The organism is Streptomyces sp. CNH287 (genome assembly GCF_000424825.1).
This window is the reverse complement of sequence record NZ_AUKQ01000012.1, coordinates 144,135-166,222: the sequence shown is the minus strand read 5'-3', so window position 1 is coordinate 166,222 and position 22,088 is coordinate 144,135. Positions and strand designations below refer to the sequence as shown.

Below are 22,088 nucleotides of genomic sequence, written 5' to 3'. Positions count from 1 at the left end.
GCCCTGACGCGACAGACCGTCGGAACGGGTGAGGCGTGGAGCAGGTGTTCGCCCCGCGGGGGGCCTGCCCGGCATCTCAGTCACGCCCCGTCAGGCGCGCCAGCATTCCCTCGCGCCGCGCCTGCCAGCGGTCCCTGCGTTCGGTCCGCAGGCTGTCGGCGGCGATCCGGTCGTGCTCCCGGCGCCGGTACTTCCGGGTGGCCTGCACCGTCGACCGGAAGGCCCGGCGTTCGGCCGACCCGCGCTGCCTGACGGCGAGGTCGAAGTACTGCGCGTAGCCGGACCCGCGCAGCGGCACGCCCTCGAGCGCGAAGAAGAGTTCGACGGTGGTGGCCCCGTCGGCCTCGGCGGCGACCCAGGTCAGCAGCGTGTGCGCCCACCGGTCGGCCGAGGGCTCGCCCAGCAGGCGACGCAACTCGACCAGCAGCGCCACCAGTTCGGCGGGCCCGGCGCCCGTACGCGCCGCCGCGAGCAGGCCGCGTGCGCCCTGGTGCAACTCCGCCTCCTCCAGCACGCGGACCAGCAGCGCGATCTCCCACGGCGGCCGGGACGCGTGCCGGCGCAGGCCCGCAGGCGAGGTGACCTGCGAGCCGCTCCGGTCCAGCGCGGCCAGCAGGAGCAGCACCTGCCCGTAGGGGTACCCGCTGACGATCCTCCACAGAAGTTCGGAGGCGATTTCGGGGAATCCCGCCATCTCCAACTGGTCCACGACGATGGCCAGATCGCCCACCGGGACCACCCCCGAGCTGCTGCGGAGCACGACCAGTACGCCCCCGGTCGTCCGGTCGTGCAGCGTCCGCACCACGGTGTGGAAGTCCGCGACGGAGCGCTTGCGCACACACTCGGTCAGCGCGATCACCGCGTGCTGGCCGCCGCCCCCGCCGTGCAGGTCCGCGACCAGCTCCCCGATGCCGACGGGGTCCCGGTCGCGGGTGGTCCGCTCGATCAACTGCCCGGCGAAATCAGTCAGGTTGGCGCTGTTCAGCGCGAGGATGAGAGCCGCCACCCGTCCCGAGGTGTCCTGCGTACGGGTGCTGAGCAGCAGCAGCCTGGCGGCCTGCGCGCGGTCGGCCCGGCTGAGCAGCTCGACCATCACGTCGACCACCTCCCGCGCGGGCCGCTCCGCCGCCGCGGCCACCAGGGCCTCGGCGGGCGCGGGCAGCGCGCGCCGGCGGCAGACGGCGATCAGTTCGGCGACGTCGCCCGCGTAGCGGGAACGGCCGCAGACCTCCAACGCCTCGATCAGCAAGGGCTGTTCCGCTTCGGGGAAGCTCTCGCACAGCTTCAGTACGTCCGGCGGGTCCCAGATGGTCGCCGCCGAGCCGAGCGCGACCCGCGCGTGCTCGTGGTGGCCGAGGTGGTGCAGGAGCGAGGCGATCGCCCCGAGCGCCTCGGGCGGGTGCAGATGGACGGCCCGGGTGAGCACGACCGCGGCCGGTTCGTCGAGACCGGACTCGGCGAACGCCGCGACCAGTTCCGCCGACTCCAGCGCGGGCCGCGCCGCGACCATGGCGGGCAGTGCCGCCTCGGCGTACCGTCGCTGGCCTGCCGCATACAGCGCCTCGATGAGCGCGGCGCCCTCGCGCACCGGGCGCGTACAGGCGGCCGACTTGACGACCTCCGCCGCCATCACCGTACGGGCCGGGGTGTTCAGCCGGCCGACCAGCGCCACCAGTTCGGGCACCGAGGCCGTACGGTCCGTGCTCTCCAGCAGCTCCAGCAGCGACTGCTCGGCCGCGCCCTCGCCCGCGAGCCGCGATTCGGCATCCTCCAGCTCCGACTCCAGCCCGGTGCACCGCTGTTCGGCCTCCCGGACCTCGGTCCGCGCGCCGCGCAGCGCGTCCTGGAGGCGGCCGACGCGTTCGCGCAGCTGGTCGCGTTCCTCGCGGAGCTGCTCGTAGGCGTCCGTCCACAGCACGAGCGCCTCGTCGTGCGCGCGTACGGCCGCCTCGCGTTCGCGGTCCAGCCCGCGCAGGCGGCGCTGGAGGGAGTCCAGGTGGCGCTGGCCGTCGCGCAGCGCGTCCGCGAGCATGGCCCGGTTCAGCTCCGCGCTGCGGGCGGCCTCGTCCGCCTCCACCAGCTGGGCGCGTAACCGTTCCACCTCGCCCGCACGCGAGTGGCTGCGGCGGGCACGCCGGTGCAGGTCGCGCAGGGTCTCCACCACCTCGTCGGTGACGGGGCGGCCCTGTTCACGCAGGTCGGCGAGCAGGTCGGTGACGAAGGACCAGGGCGGGGTGCGGGTGCCGTTGAGGTAGCGGGAGACGGCGCCCGCGTCGATGTGGTGCCGCAGGGCGTAGCGGCGCAGGCTGACGTCGAGCCTGCCGAAGAGCGGGCGGAGCAGCTCGGCGAGCTTCCGCTTGTCCGCGTCGAGATCGTCCCGGAGCGGGGCCAGGGCGGCACCGCCGCCGGGGTGCCCGCCGCCGGTGCCGCCGGGTGGGCTGGTGTGTGCGGGTCCGCAGATGTCGTCCGGTCCGCGGATGCCGTCGGGTCCGCTGCCTCCCCTGCCGCCCCTGCTGCCGCTGTTGCCGTCGCTTGCCACGTTCACCTCGTACGCCGCGCCGCCGATGGCTGCTCATCATCCCTCCGGAGAGGGGCTGTCGGGGCCGAACCGGTGTTGCCAGGACAAACGGCGACACCGGCACCGGCGCAACGTGCCGCTGCCGCACCGGCGCAACGCTGCCGATCGCAGCCGCAGTCCGTGCCGTACTTACGCAACACCCCTGCTGTTTCCGAGGGTTGTTGCAGCCGGCAGACAGACCCCAGCGACCCGAGGAGCGGTTCACGATGAACGACGGGCACACCCACTGCGAGTGCGTACGAAGGACCCCCACCGACACCCGGGCCCCAGCCCCGGCCGCACCCGGGGCCCCCGCCGGGCGGTGCGTCCGGGACCGGCTGGCCCGGCTGGCGCGCGGCACGCTCCGGCAGGCGGCGTACGGAGCGGCGGGGACCGTCGGCTCGGCCGCCGTCACGCTGCTGCTGACGGTGTGGCTGAGCCGCTGACGCCGCGCGCTCGCCAGGGTTTTCGGGGCAACCCTTGAGCGTCTTCAGCGTTACCGCTCCAGAGTGGGGACGGGGCCCTGGCCGCCCTCACTCCCTGCCACCGTCACCCGATCCGTGGTCAGGCCGAGAATGCTCCTTGATGTCCCGTGCGGCAGGTGGCCTAAGGGCTGTCCCGTAAATGATCCTCCGGCTGGTCGGGACATGTTGGATCCAGGGCGGGCTGGCTCGCCTATCCGGCGAGGTTGAGGTTGTGCAGGCGGGCGATGCCGCGCATGGCGTGATGTACGCCCTCGCCGCGAAGCCTGCAGTCGCGCAGGATCTTGTAGGTCTTCATGCGGGCGAAGGCGTGCTCGACGCGGGCGCGGACCTGCTTGTGGGACTTGTTGTGGGCGAGCTGCCAGTCGGCGAGCTCTTCGCCGGCGCGTCGGCGATGCGGCATCACCAGCCCGGTGCCCGGATAGCCGCCGTCGGCGATCGTCGTGGTCTTGCCGACCGCGGCCTTGGCGCCGGATTCGCTCCAGGCCCGGCAGTCGTTACGGTTGCCCGGCAGCGGCCGGCCCACCACGACGACCAGGCGGGTGTCGGCGTCGATGACCACCTGATGGTTGGTGGAGTACCGGTAATTCTTGGACTGCTCGGCCACGTTGTGGTCGCGGGTGGGCACCAGGGTTCCGTCCACGATCAGCACCGCGTCCTTCGCGAACCGCTCACGTGGCCGGAGGGCGAGCTTCGGGCCGAGGTCGTAGATGACGCGGTCGGCCGTGGATTTCGACACCCCGAACAACGGGGCGAGTTGGCGCAGCGTCAGGTTCGTCCGCCAGTACGCGGCCACCAGTAGTACCCGATCCGCCAGAGGTAGCTTCCATGGCCGGCCTCGGCCTGGCGCGTCGGCGCCCTCACTGCGCAGCTGCGTCACCAGCGTGCCGAAGGCCCAGGGGCTCAACCCGGTGAACGGGGCTATCCAGGACGGTTCCGACGCTGTGATCACACCAGACATGACCAAGATCGTCTCACTCTCGGTTGCTCGTCGAGCTCCAGAGTGGACTCATGGCTGGCTCACCGCGCGGCCCAGCGGCTCGGAGGTCGGCCTCGGGCCCACGCGAGTACTTGCGTACGCTGACTATTGCTTGCGACTATATCAAGCGCACGCTAGCAATCGGAGGACTGGTCATGCGCATATTTGTCACTGGCGCGAGCGGATACATCGGCGGCTCCGTCTCCACCCGCCTGGTCAAGGCAGGGCACGAGGTGATCGGCCTGGCACGGACCGAGTCGCGCGCAGAGATGCTCCGAGCACGCGGGATCACCCCTGCACGCGGCAGCCTCGATGACCACGAGGTTCTGGCCCGTGCCGCACACGAGGCCGACGCGGTGATCAATGCCGCCGACAGCGACCACCGCGGCGCGGTCGAAGCCCTGATCGACGCACTCGCCGGCACCGGGAAGACCCTCCTGCATGCCAGCGGCTCCAGCATCGTGGGAGACGACGCCCGTGGCCAGGCGGCGGAACGGACCTTCACCGAGACCACAGTTTCCCCCACCGGCTCGTGGCAGCCAGAGCCGGACAAGGCCCCCCGGGTGGCCATCGACCGGCTCGTCCTGGCCGCGGCGGAACGCGATATCCGCTCGACCGTGCTGTGCAGCAGCCTGATCTACGGGCATGGGTACGGGATCGCACGCGACAGTGTGCAGTTGCCTCGCTTGGTCAGTCAGGCCCGCAAGAGCGGTGTCGTCCGCTACATCGGCACAGGCAACAACATCTGGTCGACGGTCCATATCGATGACGTCGTCGACCTGTTCGTCCTGACGCTCGACTCGGCACCGCCCGGGTCGTTCTACTTCGCGGAGAACGGCGAGGCATCATTCGCCGCGATGGCCCAAGCCATCGCCGACACCCTCGGGCTCGGCACCGCCCAGCCCTGGGACGTCGACTCGGCGATCCAGGAGTGGGGATACGAACCGGCGCTGTATGCCCTCGGCTCTAACAGCCGGGTGCGCGGCACCCGAGCCCGAGACCAGTTGGGGTGGAAGCCCGCCCGCAATTCCGTCACCGACTGGGTCCGCCACCACCTGACGGCGCCCGAACCCGGGTGAGTCCGACCCACGCGTGCCCCCCGCGGTTACAGAGCAGCCGAGGAACACCCCACTCCACCAACCGCCTCGCCGCATCCGGATCTTTGCGGGACAACCCTTAGTGTGAGGATTCTCCGTCCAACAGGCCACCGTGTTGCGGGAGTTGGCGGGCACAGGGCCGTGCCCTCGAAGGAATTTTCACGAGTCCCAGCAGGAGCACCCAGCATGACAATCCGTTTCTCGCAGCAAAGGTTCGAGGATGTCCGCGCCATCGGCTCGGGAAAGATCGTAGCGGACATCGAACTCGATCGGTGCACGCTCGTCGGCTCCGCATCGGTACAGCAGGACGACGCGAGCCCGAGCCTGATACTTCGTCACATCTATGCAAGCAGGTGCACTCTGGACAACGCTGCTGCAATCGGGACCCGCTTCGAAGACATCACCGTTGACCACCTGACAGTCAAGGGAGGGATGCTCTATCTGACTGGGTGCGTATTCTCCCGGGTCACGTTGCGCGGAAGGATCGGTCCTCTCATGGCAGTTCCCCCACAGGCCAGACTGGGTGAGGAACTGGGACCTGCTGCCGATCAGGCTTTCATCGACGCATACAAGGCAATTGACTGGGCACTTGACATCTCCGAGGCCGAGTTCACCGATGCGGGTTTCTACTACGTCCCGGGAGACCTCGTAAGGCGCGACCCAGAAACCCAGTTCCTCCTGCGCCGCGAACGTCTGGCAGGGCTGGACCGTCAGAGCCTGCCGGCGGGATCAGGATTCTTCCTCAACCGGTTCGAAGGGACTCCGTTCGACTCAATCGTCGCCGTGGCCCCCAAACGGTCCCGCCAATTCCAGAGTCTGCTGGAAGTTCTCCAGGGCCTTCGCCGGGCAGGGCTTGCCGAATAGCATGGAGCGGCTGTCCGCAAGCCATACGGCTGGGCGAGTGGCCGGCGCGCACCCGCCGAGCACCTCGCCGGTGCCGTGCCGGACTCGGCACCAGCGCGGCGGTGCGCTTCTCGCTCGCCGCGAAGGCGACCGGCAGCACCGGCTGGGTCCGGCACGGCGCTGAGGCCGTGTCCGGCGGAGGCCGGCCGGCCTGCCAACCCGCACCGGCGCAACGCTGCCGATCCGGGCCGCACCCCGTGCCGTACTTACGCAACGCCCCGGCCGCCGCCGAATGTGAGGGCGAAGCCGGGGACGGTCCCCGGCACCGAGGAGCGCCACGCGATGAACGACGGGCACACCCACTGCGAGTGCGGGCGAAACACGCCCGCCCACACCCCTGCCGCCCCCGCGCGGCGCACCCGGCTGGCCGCACTGCTGCGCGGCACACTGCGCCAGGCGGCGTACGGGGCGGCGGGGGCGGCGGGCTCGGCCGCCGTCACCCTGGTGCTGACGCTGTGGCTCAGCCGCTGACGCTGTGGCTCAGCCGCTGAGGCGGGTGGCGTTCCCGAGGATCTTGGCCGGCACGACGCGGATGACCACGCGCACCCGCTCCGGCGGCAACTCCACGTACACCTGGCCGGCGCCCGGGCCCCCGTACTCCTCGGCGATCCGTACGGCCACCGCGCGGCCGGCGTCCTCGGTGACCGTGGCCTCGCCCCGGAACTCGGCGTACATCTGCGGGTCCGCCAGGTCGAAGACCGTGAGGCTGACGCGCGGGTCGCGGGTGACGTTCCGCTCCTTGCGCCGGCCCTGCTCGGTCGAGATCAGCAACTCGTCCCCGTCGCGGCTCACCCAGACGACCGAACTCTGCGGGCTGCCGTCAGGGTTGAGTGTGGACAGGACGGCCGGATGAGGGCGGTCGAGGAGATTTCGTACAGCATCGTTCATCGCAACGGTCATGTCGGGAGAGTATCGGTCCTCCCGTGAGAGATCCCGAAGCCCGAAGCGGCAGAATGAGCCGACAGTGCATCATTAATCGACAGAAGTGCACAATATCGCTCACTCGCAGATAAGTCCTACTCTCGCGGTCCGGTACGTGCCTACGATGAAGCGAGAAGCCGCTCGCTTCCCCCCCGCCGCTGGCCCCGTCCCCTCGGACGAAGGCCGCGAGCGCGGCTTCCGCCCTTGGAGCCCGTGCTCCACGGTCGTTCGCACGGGGGAGGTAAGCGTGCAGAAGTCGGGTGCCGTGCCGCCCTATGTGGGCCGGATTCTCTCTCCGTCCGGTGCTCCTCAGGGCACCTGCTTCCAGCTGGCGCCGGGGTTCCTGGTGACCGCCTGGCATGTCGTGCGCAGCACCCTGGCGCTGGGCGACGACGAGGTGCTCTCCGTCGACCGGTTGGCGGAGCCGCACACCGGCCGGATCACCGCCCGCGTCCTGGCCGAGAACCGTAAGGCAGACCTCGCTCTGCTCGAGGCGGACGCCGCGTTCCCCCGCAGCGCGCGGCTGCTGCGCGGCTCGCGGGCGGTCGCGCACGCCGAACCGGTGACGGTCGTGGGCCACGCGCTGATCCAGGAGGCGGTGGACAAGCCGCCGGTGGTCTGGGTGGAGGCGCTCGGCGAATGGCAGGGCGAGATGCGCCGCGCCGACGAGGTCACCCTGGGGCGCTTCCATTGCCGGGACGTGCTGCCCGGCATGAGCGGCGCACCGGTGCGGCAGCGGAGCGACGACAGTGTGGTCGGCGTCGTCTCCGCGCGCTACAACACCTCCGACGGCTGGCTCGCCCACAGCGTGTGGGCGGCGCGCGTCGACGACCTGCGCGAACTGTGCGAGGGCCGCGTCGACCTCGCCGAGAACCGCTGGATCGGCCTCGCCGCGGCCGGAGCCGGCACAGCGGTGGCCGAGAACCTGGTGCGGAAGCCCGGCGACCGGCCGGGCACCGGGGCCGACGCCGGCGGCGTGGCCGCGCCGGACCAGCGGCCCGGCCCCGGCGAGCCGGGCACACCGGAGGCCCCGCCCGGCACCGGCACAACGGGCACCGGCGGGAGCGCGGACGTGCCCCTGCCCGCCGGATCGGGCGGCGCCACGGGCGCGTCGGACGCGATCGGCGAAGAGGTGGCCCACAGGACGCTGAAACGCGTCGCCCGCTGGATCTCCGACAACCTGTAGAGCGAGCGAAAGGCCGATCGCATGGAAAAGAGTCCGAACGACAGCGACTACGGAAGCTGGCTGATGAACGTCTCGCGAGTCAACCCCGCTCCCTTGAGCTTCTCAGCCGAAGCCCCGAGCGGCACCAAGGAGCCCATCACGATCGGGACCGGCGACGCCTACATACACCGCGGGACGGGGGTGATCCTGGCGTTCCGCCTCACCGACGACCAGGGCGTGCGCTACCTGTTCGCGCTGGACCACGCCGACACGGAACTCGAGCCACTCCAGGAGCTGTACCACGTCCTCCGCGACTCGTGGTTCTTCAAGGGCCTGATGCAGGCGACCCCCGTCGGCCGGGCGATCCGCACCGGCGGCTTCCTGCTGCGGCATTTCCTGAAGTGGGACAAGGAGCCGGCCAAGACCGGCTACTACCAGTACCCCGGCGGCAGCCTCATCTTCGCCGGGGTCTATCAGCTGACCACCGGCTGAACCGTCCGGCCCGCCCGTCCCATCCGACACGCACCGGGGGAGAACCCACTCGTGAATTCGCAGCAGGACGTGGTGCCCACCGTCATCGGCGGCCAGGACGTCTACATCGCCGTTCAGCGGCTGCCCGGGTCCGAGCCCACCTCCTCGCGCCTGCGCGACCTCGCGGGGCGGAAAGCGACCGAGGCGCTCGACCACGTCCAGGACACGATCCACGCCGTCGCCGAGCGGTTCAGCCGCACCGCCGCCGAACTGACCGCACAGGCCGGGCCGCCCGAGTCGGTCACCGTCGCGTTCGGTGTCACGATCGCCAGCGAGGGGAACATCGTGCTCTTCAGCGGATCGGCCCAGGCGTCCATCGCGGTCACCCTCACCTATCCGGTCCCCCCGCAGGCGTGACCGCCTCCCCCGTCCCTCACCCCGTCAGTGTTCGGTGGCCGCCTTCTCCAGGACGAAGACGGGGATCTCGCGGTCCGTCTTCTCCTGGTAGTCGGCGTAGTCCGGGTACGCCGCGACGGCGCGCTCCCACCACACCGCCTTCTCGTCCCCGGTGACCTCGCGGGCGACCATGTCCTGCCGCACGGTGCCGTCCCGCAGTTCCACCCGGGGGTCGGCGCGCACGTTGTGGTACCAGACCGGGTGCTTCGGCGCGCCGCCCAGCGAGGCGACCGCCGCGTACGCACCGTCGTGCTCCACCCGCATCAGCGGGGACTTGCGGATCTTGCCGCTGCGGGCTCCCCGGGTGGTGAGGACGATCACGGGCATGCCCCGCATCGTCGTGCCCTTGGTGCCACCCGAGCCTTCGTACAGCTCGACCTGGTCGCGGACCCACTTCGTCGGACTCGGCTCGTACTCGCCCTCAAGAGGCACGGCGCACTTCCCCTCTTCCCCTGCGGGCACCGAGCTTCGGGGCCCGTCGCGTGGTGACACTCGTCCAACACCGCACGGGGGCGCAATCATCCACGCCCCCCGCGCCGCGAAGGGCGCTCGAATGTACGACGCGGCGGGCGGGGGCGCGGCTCACCCGGCGGGCGCGGGCGCCGGGGGCGGCAGCGGCCCGCGCCGGTAGCTGCCGCCGTCCCGGGAACGGACGAGCAGCCCGGCCACCACCAGGTAGCGCCGCAGGGCCGCGCAGTCCTCGTGGACCGTGCGCAGCGCTTCGTTGACCTCGGGCTCGCGGTAGCTGCGGCCGGGCTCGAACAGGGTCTCGGCGAGATGCCGGAGCAGCTGCTCACGGCGCGCGGTCCTGCGGGGGATGGCCGTCAGCCGCCCGTGGGAGAACAGCGCGGCCACCGGGGGCGTACTGCGGGAGGTCTTCTCGGGCATCCCGGCAGGCTCGCAGAGCCCGCCGGGTGCGGCAACGCGTTTTCCCTCCGGCGGGCGGCCCGTCATTACCATGGGGCGGATGCGGGACGAGGCGGAGGGTGTGGGTGTGGAGCAGCCAGGAGGTGGTGGCGCCTCGGGACCGGGACCAGGCCAGGGGCACGGCCAGGGTCGGCGGCGGGCGCAGGGGGAACTGGAGGCGCTCGTGCTGTCGGCGTTGCAGCAGGAGGCCGGGCCGGTGACGGCGGGGCGGCTCCAGGAGCGGCTCGGGATGGAGCTGGCGTACACGACCGTGATGACGATCCTGACCCGCCTGCACACCAAGGGCGTGGTCTCCCGGGAGCGTACGGGCCGGGCCTTCGTATGGCGGGCGACGTCCGACGAGGCCGGGCTGGCCGCGCTGCGGATGCGGCGGGTGCTGGACAGCGAGTCGGACCGGGGCGCGGTGCTCGCGCGCTTCGTGACGAGCCTGTCCTCGGATGACGAGGTGCTGCTGCGGGACCTGCTCCGGGCGGCGGCCGAGGGGCCGGAGGAATAGCCGGATGGGCATCTTCGTCTTCCTCCCCCTGGTGCTGCCGCTCACCGCGCTGCCGATCGCCCGGCTCGCCGAACAGCACCTCCACCCGCGCGGCGTGATCCGGCTGCTGACGCTGGTGGGCGGCATGCTGGCGCTGTGCAGCACGCTGTGCCTGGTCCTGCTGATGGTCGTGGGCACCGCGCAGCTGCCGGGGAATCCGCTGCCGGACGGCTGGTCGGACCCGGAGGTGCGGGACGCCGTGCCGCACGAGGAGTACGTCGGCGAGGTGTCCATCGGCGCGCTCTGCGCCGTGCTGGTCGCCGCTGTGGCCACCGTCACCCGGCACTTCCGCGTCCGCTGGCGGGCGCACCGCTCGCTGGACGGGCTCCCCGCCGACCCGGCTGACCCGGCCGGGCCGGCGGTGCTGCCGGACGCCGAGCCGTACGCGTACGCGCTGCCCGGACTCCCCGGCAGGCGGGCCCGGGTCGTGATCTCCACGGCGATGCTGGCGCGGCTGGACGACGGGGAGCGCCGGGTCCTGGAGGCCCACGAGCAGGCGCATCTGACCGCCCGGCACCACCGCTACCTGCTCCTCGCCCAGCTGGCGGCGCGCGCCAATCCGCTGCTGGCGCCGCTGCGGGAGGCCGTCGCCTACAGCGCGGAGCGCTGGGCGGACGAGGAGGCGGCCCGGGTGGTGGGCAGCCGCCGGGCGGTGGCCCGTGCGGTCGCCCGCGCCGCGCTGGTCACCCGGCACGCGCCCGCGCCGGGCCTGGTGGGCTTCGCCCAGCCCCTCCCGGGAGCGGGAGCGGGCGCCGGGCGCGGGCCGGGCGCGGTGCCCGGCCCGGTGCCGCGCCGGGTCGCCGCGCTGCTGGCGCCGGAGCCGCCGGGCCGAAGCTGGCCGCCCTCGGGTACGGCGGCGGGGCTGGCGGCCTGGGTGGCCGCCGCGGGGACGGCCGCGTCTGCGCTGTGCGCGCTGACGGCGGCGGTCGCGCTCACCCTGATCCTCTACGCCGCGACGCCCTTCTAGGTCCTGTCGTCGACGTGCCGACGTGTCGGCGTGCGGCCGGAGGCGGGGCCGTGGGGCGCAGGGCCACTGCGTGCGCCGCGCTCGCTCCGTCTCGGCCCCTTCCCCGGGTCCCCGGAAGTCGGACGCTCCCGCAAAGCTGCTGGAAGCCGCTTGCAGCGGGCTGCCCGGACTTCCGGGCAACGCAGCGAGCCGGGGCCGTCAGGGCCCAAGGGGAGCGTGCCGCCCCGGCCCGCACCGTGAACGCCCCGACGCGGCGCGAGGCGCGCGCGGCGAGGGTCCGCGGGGGCGTCTCAGACGTCGAACTCCTGCGGCGGGATGCTCAGCGCGAAGCACGCCTCCCGTACGACGCCCCGCTCCGCCCGGTCGAAGTCGCCGTCCGCGCCGCCGATGACGATGCCGATCTGGATCACGGCGCGCGCCTCGTTCGGCTTCTTGGCGACCTTGCCGATCGTCTGGAGGACGCTGACCTTGCCGACCTCGAAGTCCGCGGACAACTGCTGGCAGTAGCCCTCGAAGCGCTGCTGGAGTTCGTGGGCGGGGAAGTTCTGGAGCACCTCGTTGGAGGCGATCAGGGAGGAGACGCGCTGCCGCTCGGCCGGGTCGATGTGCCCGTCGGCGGCGGCCACCAGCGCGCACATCGCCATGCTGGCATCGCGGAATCCGCCGCTCTTGAGGTCGTTCTTCTTCGTGTTGAGCTGGGTCTGCATCGTCGCGGCGGAATCCTTGATCCGGTCCCACAGTGCCATGTGCGTCCTCCGAGCGGCGGGGTGAAATCTACACGCATGTAGAAATTGACGGTGACGAGGAGTGTACAGCCCGCACTCGACGCTCCCCGACGCCGCCGCCGCGCACCGCCCGGGGCACCGCCCGCCGCACCCCCCCCGCACCCGTCCGGCTACGCAGCGCCGCCGCCGGACGGCGCCCCTCTACATCCCTGTAGAGGGACCGCTAGCATGGAGAGCGACGGCAGCCGGCCGTCCTGGGCCGTGCCTGACGAACAGCGCCGTCCGCCCGCGGGGCGGGGGGCGGGATTCGCCGGACACGGCCCCGACCGATCTGCCCGAAGGAGTCGCGGTACCGCGATGGACGGCCCTCCGAGTACGTGCTGTGCCACGTCCCGCCCGCTGAGAACGCATCCGCGAGCGGAGGTGGCACAGTGACCCAGGTTCTTCTCCTCCTGCTGGCCCTCGGCCTCACCCTCGCCTGCGCGGTCTTCGTCGCCGCCGAGTTCTCCCTGACGACCATCGAGCGCGGTGAACTGGAGCGCTCGGCCGAAGCCGGTGAACGCGGCGCCGCCAGCGCCCTCAAGGCGGCGCGCGAGCTGACCTTCCAACTCTCCGGCGCGCAGCTGGGCATCACGGTCACCTCACTGATCATCGGCATGCTGGCCGAGCCCTCGATCGCCGTCATGCTCAACGGCCCGCTGGAGGCGACCGGCCTGCCGGACGGCGCCACGTCCACCGTCGCCGTGCTGCTGGGCGTGACCCTCTCGACCATCATGCTGATGGTCATCGGCGAGCTGGTCCCCAAGAACTGGGCCATCTCCCGCCCGCTGGCCGTGGCCCGGGTGGTGGCCGGTCCGCAGCGCGGCTTCACCGCCGCCTTCGGGCCGCTGATCCGCCACCTCAACAACACCGCCAACCGGCTGCTGCACCGCTTCGGCCTGGAGCCCACCGAGGAGCTGGCCTCCGCCCGCACCCCCGCCGAACTCGTCGCCCTCGCCCAGCACTCCGCCGCGCAGGGCGCCATCGAGGCGGACTCGGCCGAGCTGTTCGTCCGCACGCTGCACCTCGGCGAGCTGAGCGCGGAGAACGTGATGACACCGCGGGTGGACGTCAAGGCGCTGGACGCGCACGCCAGCGCCGCCGACGCCGCGAACCTCACGCTGGCCACCGGCCTCTCCCGCTACCCGGTCTACCGCGACACGCTGGACGAGGTGATCGGCACCGTGCACATCCGCGACGTCCTCGCGCTGGAGGAGGACGCGCGCGCGGGCACCCCCGTCACCGCCCTGATGACCGAGCCGCTGCTCGTGCCGGACACCCTCCCCGTCGACCGCCTGCTGGACCGGCTGCGCCGCAGCCGCACCATGGCGGTCGTCGTCGACGAGTACGGCGGCACGGCGGGCGTGGCCACCGCGGAGGACATCGTCGAGGAGGTCGTGGGCGAGGTCCGCGACGAGCACGACCCCGAGGAGCGCCCCGACCTGCAACGCGTCGCCGCCCCGGAGAGGACCCCGGACGGCCCGGACGCGACGGACGGGCCGCACACCCCGGACACGCCCGTCTGGGACGCGGACGGCAGCGTACGCCTGGACCGGCTCGCCGCCACCGGGCTGCGCTCCCCCGACGGCCCGTACGAGACCGTCGCCGGGCTGATCGCGAACCAGCTGGAGCGCATCCCCGTCGTCGGCGACACCGTGGAGCTGGACGGCTGGCGGCTGCACGTCCTCCAGGTCGACCACCACCGCGCCGACCGGGTACGGATCACCGCCCCGGCCGCCCCCGCCACCGCCTCCCACTCACCCGCCGAGGAAGCGCGATGACCGCCCTGCAACTCGCCATCGGTGCGCTGACCCTGCTCACCAACGCCTTCTTCGTCGGCGCCGAGTTCGCCCTGATCTCGGTGCGCCGCAGTCAGATCGAGCCCCGCGCGCGCAGCGGCGACAAGCGGGCGCGCACCACTCTGTGGGGCATCGAGCACGTGTCGGCCATGATGGCCACCGCCCAGCTGGGCATCACCGTCTCCTCCCTGGTGCTGGGCGCCGTGGCCGAACCGGCCATCGCGCACCTGCTGGAGCCCGCCTTCGAGGCCGCGAACGTGCCGCACGCGATGGTGCACCCCATCGCCTTCGTCATCGCCCTCGCGGCGGCCACCTACCTGCACATGCTCATCGGCGAGATGGTGCCCAAGAACATCGCCCTGGCGGCGCCCGAGCGCACCGCGCTGCTGCTGGGCCCGCCCCTGGTGGCGCTCACGCACGCCCTGCGGCCGGTGATCTTCGGCATCAACGCCTTCGCCAACACGCTGCTGCGGCTGCTGCGCGTCGAACCGAAGGACGAGGTCGCGGCCGTCTTCACCGACGACGAACTGGCCCGCATGGTCGAGGACTCACGCGCGGCCGGACTCCTGGAGCCGGAGAAGGGCGCCCGGCTGCGGGACGCGCTGGAGCTGGGCACCCGGCCGGTCGGCAGCATCCTGGCGCCGATGGCGCGGATGGTGACCGTCGACGAGCAGATCACCCCGAGGCGGCTGGAGCGCGCCTCGGCCGAGTCGGGCTACTCCCGCCTCCCGGTCCTCAGTTCCGACGGCACGGTGCTGGGCTATCTGCACATCAAGGACAGCCTCGGCGTCGCCGCGCGCGACCAGCCCTTCCCGCGCGAGGCGCTGCACCCGGTCACCGAGGTGCCGGAGCGCACCCCGCTCGACGACGCGCTCACCGCGATGCGGGCCACGGACACGCACCTGGCGGCGGTGACCGGGGACGGCGGCAGGGTGCTCGGCTTCGTCACCATGGAGGACGTGCTGGAGGAGCTGGTCGGTCCCGCCCCGGCGGCCACCTGAGCCGTACGGGGCTGCCGCACAGTCCCACCCCGGCTCTCACCCCCGGCCCTCAGCCCCAGCCCTCGTCCCGGATCTCGCACAGCAGGTCCCTCGTACGGGACGGGGGCTCGGCCGTGGTGACAAGCCGGTCGATGACCTGGCGGTAGTAGTTGATGTCCTCGGGGTCCTCCGGGTAGTGGGCGCTGATCAGCTGCTCCAGGTACACCCGGTCGGGCAGCTCCTGCTGCGGCAGCCGCAGCAGCGCCACCGGGCCGCCCGCCGCCGAGTGGCCGCCGGCCCCGAAGGGCAGCACCTGGAGCGTGATGTGCGGCAGCTCGCAGGCGGTGATCAGGTGCTCCAGCTGCTCCCGCATCACCTTGGCGCCGCCGACCGGGCGGCGCAGCGCCGCCTCGTCGATCACCGCCCACAGGTGCGGGGGGCGCGTGCGGTCCAGTATCCGCTGTCTTTGGGTACGCAGCTCCGTGCGGCGGCGCAGCTGCGTGGCCGATGCGGCCGGGTGGCCCAGCGCGATCACGGCGGAGGCGTAGCCCCAGGTCTGGAGGAGGCCGGGGACGAACTGCACCTCGTAGCTCCGGATGAGCCCGGCCGCCTGCTCCAGGCCCAGGTAGCTGTGCAGCCAGCCGGGCATGACGTCCCGGTACGGGTACCACCAGCCGGGGATGTTGGCCTGCTCGGCCAGGGAGAGCGCGGTGGCGTGGTCGGCGTCCTCGTGGACGTCGTACGCGGTGAAGAGGTCGAGGACGTCGCGGGCGCGGAAGCTGGTGCGCCCCAGTTCCATCAGGGCCAGTCTGTCGGGGGCGAGCCGGATGGTGTCGGCGGCCTCCTCGCGGCTGAGGTACTGCGCCTCGCGCAGGCGGCGCAGCCACTCCCCCAGCAGCAGCCGGGGCACCGTGTGCCCGGCGTGCGCGGTGCCCGGCCCCGGGCCGGGCACGGGTTCCCTCCCGGGGTCGGGCTCCCGGCCGAACTCCGGCTCCAGCCAGGCATCGGGACTCCGACCCGGGCCCAGTACAGCACTGACGGGTGAGTCCTCGGTGAGCCTGGTTATCCGCATGATCCGTTCTCCGTCTGGGCGGGCCGCTCCACGGTACGGCCTGCGCGCGGGAGTTCGCAGCACAGCAGGCCGTACTTCTGGCACCTTCGGATTCAGAATCCCCGCTGGGCGGCGCCGCACACCGTTCCGGCACTGATCCGTGCTGTTTCCACGCTTTCCCCGGGCAGCACCGCCCGAGGGCAACTCCCCCGACCGGTAAGGTACTTGGTTTGCACCACACCGCCACCGATCCACGGGCGGCGCGTACGGCGGGGAGTATCGTCGCACCCCGTGACCACCCAGCCCGACCGCGACCGCACCGCGAACACGGCCGCCGTGCCGCTCGCGAGCCCCCGGTTCCGCAGCGAACCCGGGCCGCTCTACCAGGAGTTGCGCCGCGAGCACGGCCCGCTGGTGCCCGTGCTGCTGCCCGCCGAGGTGCCCGCCTGGCTGGTCATCGGCTATCGCGAGCTGTACCAGGTCACCGCCGATCCGGTGCTCTTCCCGCGCGACCCGGCGCGGTGGAGCCGGCGGGACGGACTGCCCGCCGACTGGCCGCTGCGGCCGGTGCTCAGCTGCCAGGCACCCGCCGTCCAGCACACCACGGGGGCCGCGCACCACCGGCATCTGGCGCTCGTCCAGCGCGCGCTGGCGGCGGTCAGTCCGCTCGAACTCGCCCGGTGGACACAGGAGTCGGCCGACCAGCTGATCGACGGCTTCGGCACCCGCGGCGACGCCGACCTGATCGCCGAGTACGCCAGGGCGCTGCCGCTGCTCGTGCTGGCCCGCCTCTTCGGACTCCCCGAAACCGAGGCGCCGCCGCTCGGGGACGCGCTGCTCGACCTGGCGGACGGCGGCCTCCGGGCGCCCGAGGCGCACGGCACCCTCGCCGCGCGCATGCGCCTGCTCGTCGCGGAGAAGCGCGCCCGCCCGGGAGCCGACCTGCCCTCCCGGATGCTGGCGCACCCGGAGCCCTTCACCGACGAGGAGTACGCCCTCGACCTGCTCGCCCTGCTCGCCGCCGGACAGGTGCCCACCACCGACTGGATCGGCAACACCGTGCGGCTGCTGCTCACCGGCGGCACCCACAGCGTCCCCGAGGCGATGAACGAGGTGCTGTGGGAGGACACCCCGGTCCCCATCCCGGCCGGGCGCTGGGCCGCCCGCGACACCCGGCTCGGCGGACGCTCCGTACGCGCCGGCGACCTGCTGCTGCTCGGCCTGGCCGGGGCCAACACCGACCCGGACGTACGGGCCGCCGCGCCCGGTGGTGCGGGCGGCCGGACGGCGGGCGGCCGGACGGCGGGGGGCTGGGCGGCGGGGGGCCGGGCGGGCAACAGCGCGCACTTCGCCTTCGGGCACGGGGAGTTCCGGTGCCCGGTGCCCGCGCGCGAGGTGGCCGAGGTGATCACGCGCCACGGACTCGAGGTGCTCCTCGACCGGCTGCCCGATCTCGAACTCACGGTGCCTGCCGAGGCGTTGAACCGGCGGGCCGCCGCGTTGCCGCGCGGGGTGACCGTACTGCCGGTGCGCTTCTCGCCGGTGCCGCCCAGGAGTTGACCGCCGCAGCTGCCCCGGGCGCCCGGCACCGCCCGGCTACCGCACTGCCCGGCTGACGCTCCGCCGGGCTACAGCACCAGGCGGCCGTCGATCCGGCGGGGCAGCCCCGCGGCACCGTCCCGCAGTTCCTCCGGAAGCACCGACTGCGGGGCGTTCTGCCAGGCCACCGGGCGCAGGAAGCGGCGCAGCGCGGTCGCACCGACCGAGGTGTGCAGGCTGTTGGTGGACGGCCACGGGCCGCCGTGCGTCTGCGCCCAGGACACCAGCACGCCGGTGGGGTAGCCGTTGTGCAGTACCCGGCCCGCCTTGGCGCGCAGCGTCTCGAACAGTTCGCGGGTGGTCTCCTCCTCGTCCGCCTCCGAGTGGACGGTGCCGGTGAGCGAGGCGGGCAGCGCGGCCAGCGCCTCCCGCAGTTCGGCGGCGCCGCCGTAGCGGGCCAGGACGGTCAGCGGCCCGAAGCACTCCTCGGTCACCTCCGGGGTGATCTCCGAGGCGCGCACCGACAGCAACCGGGGCGCCACCGCGTACCCGGTCTCCGGCAGGGGGCCGCCCGCGGCCTCCTCGGTGACGGCGGGCAGCGCGGCGAGCCCGGCCGAGATGCCCTGGTAGGAGGCGTGGATGCCGGCGTTCAGGGCCACGCCCGGCGCACTGCCCGCCACCAGCGTGCGGGCCGCCGCGACCAGCGCGTCGCCGTCCTCGCCCTCGGGGACGAAGACCAGTCCCGGCTTGGTGCACAACTGCCCGGCGGCCACCGTGAAGGAGCCCACCAGGCCCTCGGCGATCTCCGCGCCGCGCTGCCGGGCCGCCGCCTCGGTGACGACCATCGGGTTGAGCCCGGACAGCTCGCCGTAGAACGGGATCGGCTCGGGGCGGCCGCCGATGATGTCCATCAGCGCCCGGCCGCCCTGCGGCGAACCGGTGAACGCGACGGCCTTCACCCTCGGGTCGGCGACCAGCGCGGCGCCGGCCTCCTTGCCGTACACGATGCCGACGGTGCCCTCGGGCGCACCGGCCGCGCGGGCCGCGTCCTGGAGGATCTCCCAGGTCAGCCGGGAGGTCGCCGGGTGCGCGCCGTGCGCCTTGACGACCACCGGCGATCCGGCGGCGAGCGCGGAGACGGTGTCGCCGCCGGGCACCGAGAAGGCCAGCGGGAAGTTGCCCGCGCCGAAGACCGCGACCGGGCCGATCGGCACGAGCATGCGCCGCAGGTCGGGACCGGGCCCCATGGGGGTGTCACCGGCGTGGTCGACGGTGGCCTCCAGGTAGGAGCCCTCCTCCAGGACACCGGCAAAGAGGTCGAACTGGTAGACGGTGCGGGTGAGTTCGCCGTTGAGCCGGGTGGCGCCGATCGCGGTCTCGCGGTCGGCGAGCGCCACGATGTCGGCTCGCCGGGCCTCCAGCGCAGCGCCCATGGCGCGCAGCATCCCGGCCCGGAAGGCGCGTCCGCGCGCCTCCAGCACGGGCGCCGCCGCCGCTGCCTCCGCGGTGGCGCGGGCCACCTCGGCGGGGGTGGTCGGGGCGAACGGCCCGCCGAACGGCTCGGCGGTACGGGGGTCGACGCTGGCCTCAGCGGTCACGGTCATCCTGCCTTTCCTGCGCCGGGGGGCGCGGTGTCGTGCTCGGTCCTGCGGGTCGTACGGGTCCTGCTGGTGCCGCGGGTCCTGGGTGTGCCGCGTGCGGGCTCCGCGGCACCGGTCACCTCTTCGCGCCGTCACTCTCCGAAGTGGCGCGCTCCGCCCAGTAGTCGGCGTTCCGGATACCCAGCTTGACCGGGTCGAACACCGGGTCGACGCCGAGCCGCAGCTGCGCCTCGTAGTCCCGCAGGGCGATCAGCGCGGGCTTCGCCAGGAAGATCAGGCACAGCATGTTGACCCAGGCCAGCGAGGCGTACCCCACGTCGCCGATGGCCCACATCATGTCCGCGGACTCGACCGCCCCGTAGAAGACCATACCGAGCATGGCCACCCGCAGGAGGTGCGTGAGCGCGGCGTTGCGGCTGCCCCGGGTGAGGTACGTCAGGCTGGTGTCGGCGATGAAGAAGAAGGCGACCAGCGTGGTGAAGGCGAAGAGCGCGAGCGCGATCGCCACGAAGTACGGTCCGGCGCCCGAGAAGACCGAGTCGAACGCCGCCTGCGTGTAGGCGGGGCCCGCCTCCACCCCGGGCACGTGCGTGACGATCTTCTCGCCGGCCTCGGTGGTGACGTTGTAGTTGCCGGTCACCAGGATCATGAAGCCGGTGGCCATGCAGACGAAGAGGGTGTCGATGTAGATCGAGAACGCCTGCACCAGTCCCTGCTTGGCCGGGTGCGAGACCTCGGCCGCCGCCGAACCGTAGGTGCCCTCGCCGACACCGGCGACGTTGGAGAAGAGCGCCCGGCGCACGCCCCAGGCGATGGCCGCGCCGACGATGCCGCCGAAGACCGAGTCCGCGCCGAAAGCGCTGCCCATGACCAGCGAGAAGACCGCGGGCACCTCGGTGATGTTGACGACCAGCACGAGCAGGGCGGCCAGGATGTAGCCGACGGCCATGACCGGCACCAGCGTGTCGGCTACGGCGATGATGCGCTTGCGCTGGCCGAAGATGATGTAGCCGAGCACCGCGACGACGACCGTGCCGGTGATCCACGGGCTGATGCCCATCGCGCTGTCGAAGCTGGCCGAGATGGCGTTGGACTGGACGCCGGGGGCCAGGAAGGCGTACAGGCTCAGCGCCGTGACGGCGGCGACCACGGCCAGCCACTTCTGCCGCAGCCCCTTCTCGATGTAGTAGGGGATGCCGCCCCGGAAGGTGCCGTCGGCCTTGCTCTTGTAGATCTGCGCGAGCGTCGACTCGACGAAGGCGGTGGCGCCGCCGAGGAAGGCCATCACCGCCATCCAGAAGAGCGCACCGGGCCCGCCCGCGGCTATCGCGGTGGCGACACCGGCGATGTTGCCCACGCCGATGCGGCTGGAGAGCGTGAGCATCAGCGCCTGGAACGAGGAGACGCCCGCCTCCGAGCGCTCCTTGCTGACGACCTGCCGGAGCATGTCGGGGAGGCGGCGCACCTGGACGGCACGGGTGAGCACGGTGAGCACGAGGCCGAAGCCCAGTGCGAACCAGACCAGCGGGTCCCACAGCCAGTCGTTGAGAGAGACGAGGAAATCCATGTTCACCCCAAGGGGAGAGTGCTCGGACGGTCGTGGGCTTCAGGCTGATTTCGGGCAGGCCGCTGACACGCACGGCGGAGGGTGGGCCGCACGCCGGGGGCGGTCGGCGGGCCGGGGACGGCGTCCGGCGCCGCGCGGGTGCGGGCGTACGTGCGTACGTGCGTACGTGCGTACGTGCGGGGCGCGGCGCCGGATCACGGCGCCGGGCGGTCAGCGGCCTGCGTCACACGGCGCGGGATCGGGTGCGACAGGTCAGGCGGGTCGAGCAGGTCAGGCGGGTCAGGCGGTCGTTCAGAGCGTGAACCCGCGGGGGAAGGGGTCGGTGGGGTCGAGCAGGTACTGCCCCATGCCGGTGATCCACGCGCTCCCGGTCACCGTGGGGACCACGGCGGGCAGTCCGCCGACGGTCGTCTCCTCCACGAGGCGGCCGATGAAGCGGGTGCCCAGCAGCGACTCGTTGACGAAGTCCTCGCCCAGCCGCAGTTCGCCGCGCGCGTGCAGCTGCGCCATCCGCGCGGAGGTGCCGGTGCCGCAGGGTGAGCGGTCGAACCAGCCCGGGTGGATGGCCATCGCGTTCCGCGCGTCGCTGCCGGAGCCCGGCGTACCGGACCCGTCCGGCGTACCCGGCGTGCCCGGCGCGACGAACTGCACGTGCTTGCAGCCGCCGATCCCCTCGGCCGCCGGATGCACCGGCCGGTTCTGCGCGTTGATCGCGTCCATGATCGCCAGACCGGCGCCCAGGATGCGGTCCTTCTCCCCCTTGTCGAAGGGGATGCCCAGGTCCGCGAGCGGCAGGATGGCGTAGAAGTTCCCGCCGTACGCCATGTCGTAGCGCACCCGGCCGAGACCGGGGACCTCGACCGAGGCGTCCGGCTCCAGCGCGAACGAGGGCACGTTCTGGATCGTGACGGACCGGGCCCGCCCGTCCTGGACCGCCACCTCGGCGACCACCAGCCCGGCCGGGGTGTCCAGCCGCACCCGCGTCACCGGCTCGATCACCTCGACCATGCCGGTCTCCACCAGTACGGTCGCCACCCCGATCGTGCCGTGCCCGCACATCGGCAGGCAGCCGGAGACCTCGATGTAGAGGACTCCCCAGTCGGCGTCCGGGCGGGTCGGCGGCTGGAGGATCGCGCCGCTCATCGCGGCGTGCCCGCGCGGCTCGTTGACCAGCAGCTCGCGGATGTGGTCGAGGTTGGCCATGAAGTACTCGCGCCGGGCGGCCATGGTCTCGCCCGGGATCACCCCGACGCCGCCGGTGATGACCCGGGTCGGCATGCCCTCGGTGTGCGAGTCGACCGCGGCGAAGTACCTGCCCGCCCGCATG

The 22,088-nt window shown here is 72.7% G+C and carries 22 protein-coding genes; 12 read left to right on the top strand and 10 right to left on the bottom strand.

Annotation, left to right across the window (positions count from 1 at the left end; all coding sequences use genetic code 11):
* Positions 1 to 76: 76 nt before the first annotated feature.
* On the bottom strand, positions 77 to 2,539 hold the full coding sequence (locus H299_RS37570) for a coiled-coil domain-containing protein (RefSeq protein WP_158692324.1): 2,463 nt from the start codon (positions 2,537 to 2,539) through the stop codon (positions 77 to 79).
* Positions 2,540 to 2,784: 245 nt separating this feature from the next.
* Here H299_RS37570 and H299_RS0113595 point away from each other — a divergent pair, with 245 nt between their 5' ends.
* Positions 2,785 to 3,003 carry a hypothetical protein gene (locus H299_RS0113595; protein WP_027748855.1) on the top strand — a complete coding sequence of 73 codons (219 nt, stop codon included), beginning with the start codon at positions 2,785 to 2,787 and terminating at the stop codon, positions 3,001 to 3,003.
* A gap of 229 nt (positions 3,004 to 3,232) precedes the next feature.
* Here the strand turns inward: H299_RS0113595 and H299_RS0113590 are convergent, their stop codons facing one another.
* On the bottom strand, positions 3,233 to 4,000 hold the full coding sequence (locus H299_RS0113590) for an IS5/IS1182 family transposase (protein WP_027748854.1): 768 nt from the start codon (positions 3,998 to 4,000) through the stop codon (positions 3,233 to 3,235).
* A gap of 173 nt (positions 4,001 to 4,173) precedes the next feature.
* Here H299_RS0113590 and H299_RS0113585 point away from each other — a divergent pair, with 173 nt between their 5' ends.
* The 3 genes from H299_RS0113585 (at position 4,174) to H299_RS0113575 (ending at position 6,489) form a co-directional block, all read left to right on the top strand.
* Positions 4,174 to 5,097 (top strand): NAD-dependent epimerase/dehydratase family protein, encoded by a 924-nt coding sequence (locus H299_RS0113585; protein WP_027748853.1) that lies wholly within the window; start codon positions 4,174 to 4,176, stop codon positions 5,095 to 5,097.
* 204 nt (positions 5,098 to 5,301) lie between these two features.
* Positions 5,302 to 5,979, top strand: a complete 678-nt coding sequence (locus H299_RS0113580; protein WP_027748852.1) for a hypothetical protein — start codon at positions 5,302 to 5,304, stop codon at positions 5,977 to 5,979.
* A gap of 321 nt (positions 5,980 to 6,300) precedes the next feature.
* Positions 6,301 to 6,489, top strand: a complete 189-nt coding sequence (locus tag H299_RS0113575; RefSeq protein WP_027748851.1) for a hypothetical protein — start codon at positions 6,301 to 6,303, stop codon at positions 6,487 to 6,489.
* Positions 6,490 to 6,498: 9 nt separating this feature from the next.
* Here the strand turns inward: H299_RS0113575 and H299_RS0113570 are convergent, their stop codons facing one another.
* A complete protein-coding gene (locus H299_RS0113570; RefSeq protein WP_027748850.1) occupies positions 6,499 to 6,918 on the bottom strand; it encodes a PPOX class F420-dependent oxidoreductase in 420 nt (139 codons plus the stop codon).
* A gap of 268 nt (positions 6,919 to 7,186) precedes the next feature.
* On the opposite strand from H299_RS0113570, the gene H299_RS34010 reads away from it, so the two are divergent.
* Genes H299_RS34010 through H299_RS39600 form a run of 3 tightly spaced genes read left to right on the top strand, consistent with a single transcriptional unit; the run spans position 7,187 to position 8,992 of the window.
* Positions 7,187 to 8,125 carry a trypsin-like peptidase domain-containing protein gene (locus tag H299_RS34010; protein WP_037758907.1) on the top strand — a complete coding sequence of 313 codons (939 nt, stop codon included), beginning with the start codon at positions 7,187 to 7,189 and terminating at the stop codon, positions 8,123 to 8,125.
* A gap of 21 nt (positions 8,126 to 8,146) precedes the next feature.
* The gene (locus tag H299_RS0113560) at positions 8,147 to 8,596 is read left to right on the top strand and encodes a hypothetical protein (protein ID WP_027748849.1); all 450 of its coding nucleotides are present in this window, start codon (positions 8,147 to 8,149) and stop codon (positions 8,594 to 8,596) included.
* A gap of 51 nt (positions 8,597 to 8,647) precedes the next feature.
* Positions 8,648 to 8,992 carry a CU044_2847 family protein gene (locus H299_RS39600; protein ID WP_027748848.1) on the top strand — a complete coding sequence of 115 codons (345 nt, stop codon included), beginning with the start codon at positions 8,648 to 8,650 and terminating at the stop codon, positions 8,990 to 8,992.
* Between the two features lie 24 nt (positions 8,993 to 9,016).
* Here the strand turns inward: H299_RS39600 and H299_RS0113550 are convergent, their stop codons facing one another.
* Positions 9,017 to 9,463, bottom strand: coding sequence for a nitroreductase family deazaflavin-dependent oxidoreductase (locus H299_RS0113550; protein WP_027748847.1), 447 nt, complete (start codon positions 9,461 to 9,463; stop codon positions 9,017 to 9,019).
* A 150-nt stretch (positions 9,464 to 9,613) separates the two neighbouring features.
* Positions 9,614 to 9,919 (bottom strand): DUF2087 domain-containing protein, encoded by a 306-nt coding sequence (locus H299_RS34005; protein ID WP_037758906.1) that lies wholly within the window; start codon positions 9,917 to 9,919, stop codon positions 9,614 to 9,616.
* 79 nt (positions 9,920 to 9,998) lie between these two features.
* Here H299_RS34005 and H299_RS0113540 point away from each other — a divergent pair, with 79 nt between their 5' ends.
* Together H299_RS0113540 and H299_RS0113535 are read left to right on the top strand one after the other, a co-directional pair.
* Complete coding sequence (locus tag H299_RS0113540; RefSeq protein ID WP_078512732.1) at positions 9,999 to 10,454, top strand: BlaI/MecI/CopY family transcriptional regulator; 456 nt, start codon at positions 9,999 to 10,001, stop codon at positions 10,452 to 10,454.
* A 4-nt stretch (positions 10,455 to 10,458) separates the two neighbouring features.
* Positions 10,459 to 11,460 carry a M56 family metallopeptidase gene (locus H299_RS0113535; RefSeq protein WP_027748845.1) on the top strand — a complete coding sequence of 334 codons (1,002 nt, stop codon included), beginning with the start codon at positions 10,459 to 10,461 and terminating at the stop codon, positions 11,458 to 11,460.
* Between the two features lie 290 nt (positions 11,461 to 11,750).
* Here the strand turns inward: H299_RS0113535 and H299_RS0113530 are convergent, their stop codons facing one another.
* A complete protein-coding gene (locus tag H299_RS0113530; protein WP_027748844.1) occupies positions 11,751 to 12,206 on the bottom strand; it encodes a tellurite resistance TerB family protein in 456 nt (151 codons plus the stop codon).
* A gap of 410 nt (positions 12,207 to 12,616) precedes the next feature.
* Here H299_RS0113530 and H299_RS0113525 point away from each other — a divergent pair, with 410 nt between their 5' ends.
* Positions 12,617 to 14,005 carry a hemolysin family protein gene (locus H299_RS0113525; RefSeq protein WP_027748843.1) on the top strand — a complete coding sequence of 463 codons (1,389 nt, stop codon included), beginning with the start codon at positions 12,617 to 12,619 and terminating at the stop codon, positions 14,003 to 14,005.
* Positions 14,002 to 15,024: a hemolysin family protein gene (locus H299_RS0113520; RefSeq protein ID WP_027748842.1), complete on the top strand. Its 1,023-nt coding sequence runs from the start codon at positions 14,002 to 14,004 to the stop codon at positions 15,022 to 15,024. Before H299_RS0113525 ends, H299_RS0113520 begins: the two co-directional genes overlap by 4 nt.
* 49 nt (positions 15,025 to 15,073) lie before the next feature.
* On the opposite strand, the gene H299_RS0113515 is transcribed toward H299_RS0113520, so the two are convergent.
* Positions 15,074 to 16,075, bottom strand: coding sequence for a Scr1 family TA system antitoxin-like transcriptional regulator (locus H299_RS0113515; RefSeq protein ID WP_078512709.1), 1,002 nt, complete (start codon positions 16,073 to 16,075; stop codon positions 15,074 to 15,076).
* A gap of 270 nt (positions 16,076 to 16,345) precedes the next feature.
* Here H299_RS0113515 and H299_RS0113510 point away from each other — a divergent pair, with 270 nt between their 5' ends.
* A complete protein-coding gene (locus H299_RS0113510) occupies positions 16,346 to 17,614 on the top strand; it encodes a cytochrome P450 (RefSeq protein WP_051262436.1) in 1,269 nt (422 codons plus the stop codon).
* A 68-nt stretch (positions 17,615 to 17,682) separates the two neighbouring features.
* Here H299_RS0113510 and H299_RS0113505 read toward each other — a convergent pair whose 3' ends face one another.
* From H299_RS0113505 to H299_RS0113495, 3 genes are all read right to left on the bottom strand, one after another.
* A complete protein-coding gene (locus H299_RS0113505) occupies positions 17,683 to 19,197 on the bottom strand; it encodes an aldehyde dehydrogenase (NADP(+)) (protein ID WP_078512708.1) in 1,515 nt (504 codons plus the stop codon).
* A 112-nt stretch (positions 19,198 to 19,309) separates the two neighbouring features.
* Positions 19,310 to 20,761 carry an alanine/glycine:cation symporter family protein gene (locus tag H299_RS0113500; RefSeq protein ID WP_027748838.1) on the bottom strand — a complete coding sequence of 484 codons (1,452 nt, stop codon included), beginning with the start codon at positions 20,759 to 20,761 and terminating at the stop codon, positions 19,310 to 19,312.
* A 291-nt stretch (positions 20,762 to 21,052) separates the two neighbouring features.
* On the bottom strand, positions 21,053 to 22,087 hold the full coding sequence (locus tag H299_RS0113495) for a proline racemase family protein (RefSeq protein ID WP_027748837.1): 1,035 nt from the start codon (positions 22,085 to 22,087) through the stop codon (positions 21,053 to 21,055).
* Position 22,088 lies beyond the last annotated feature (1 nt).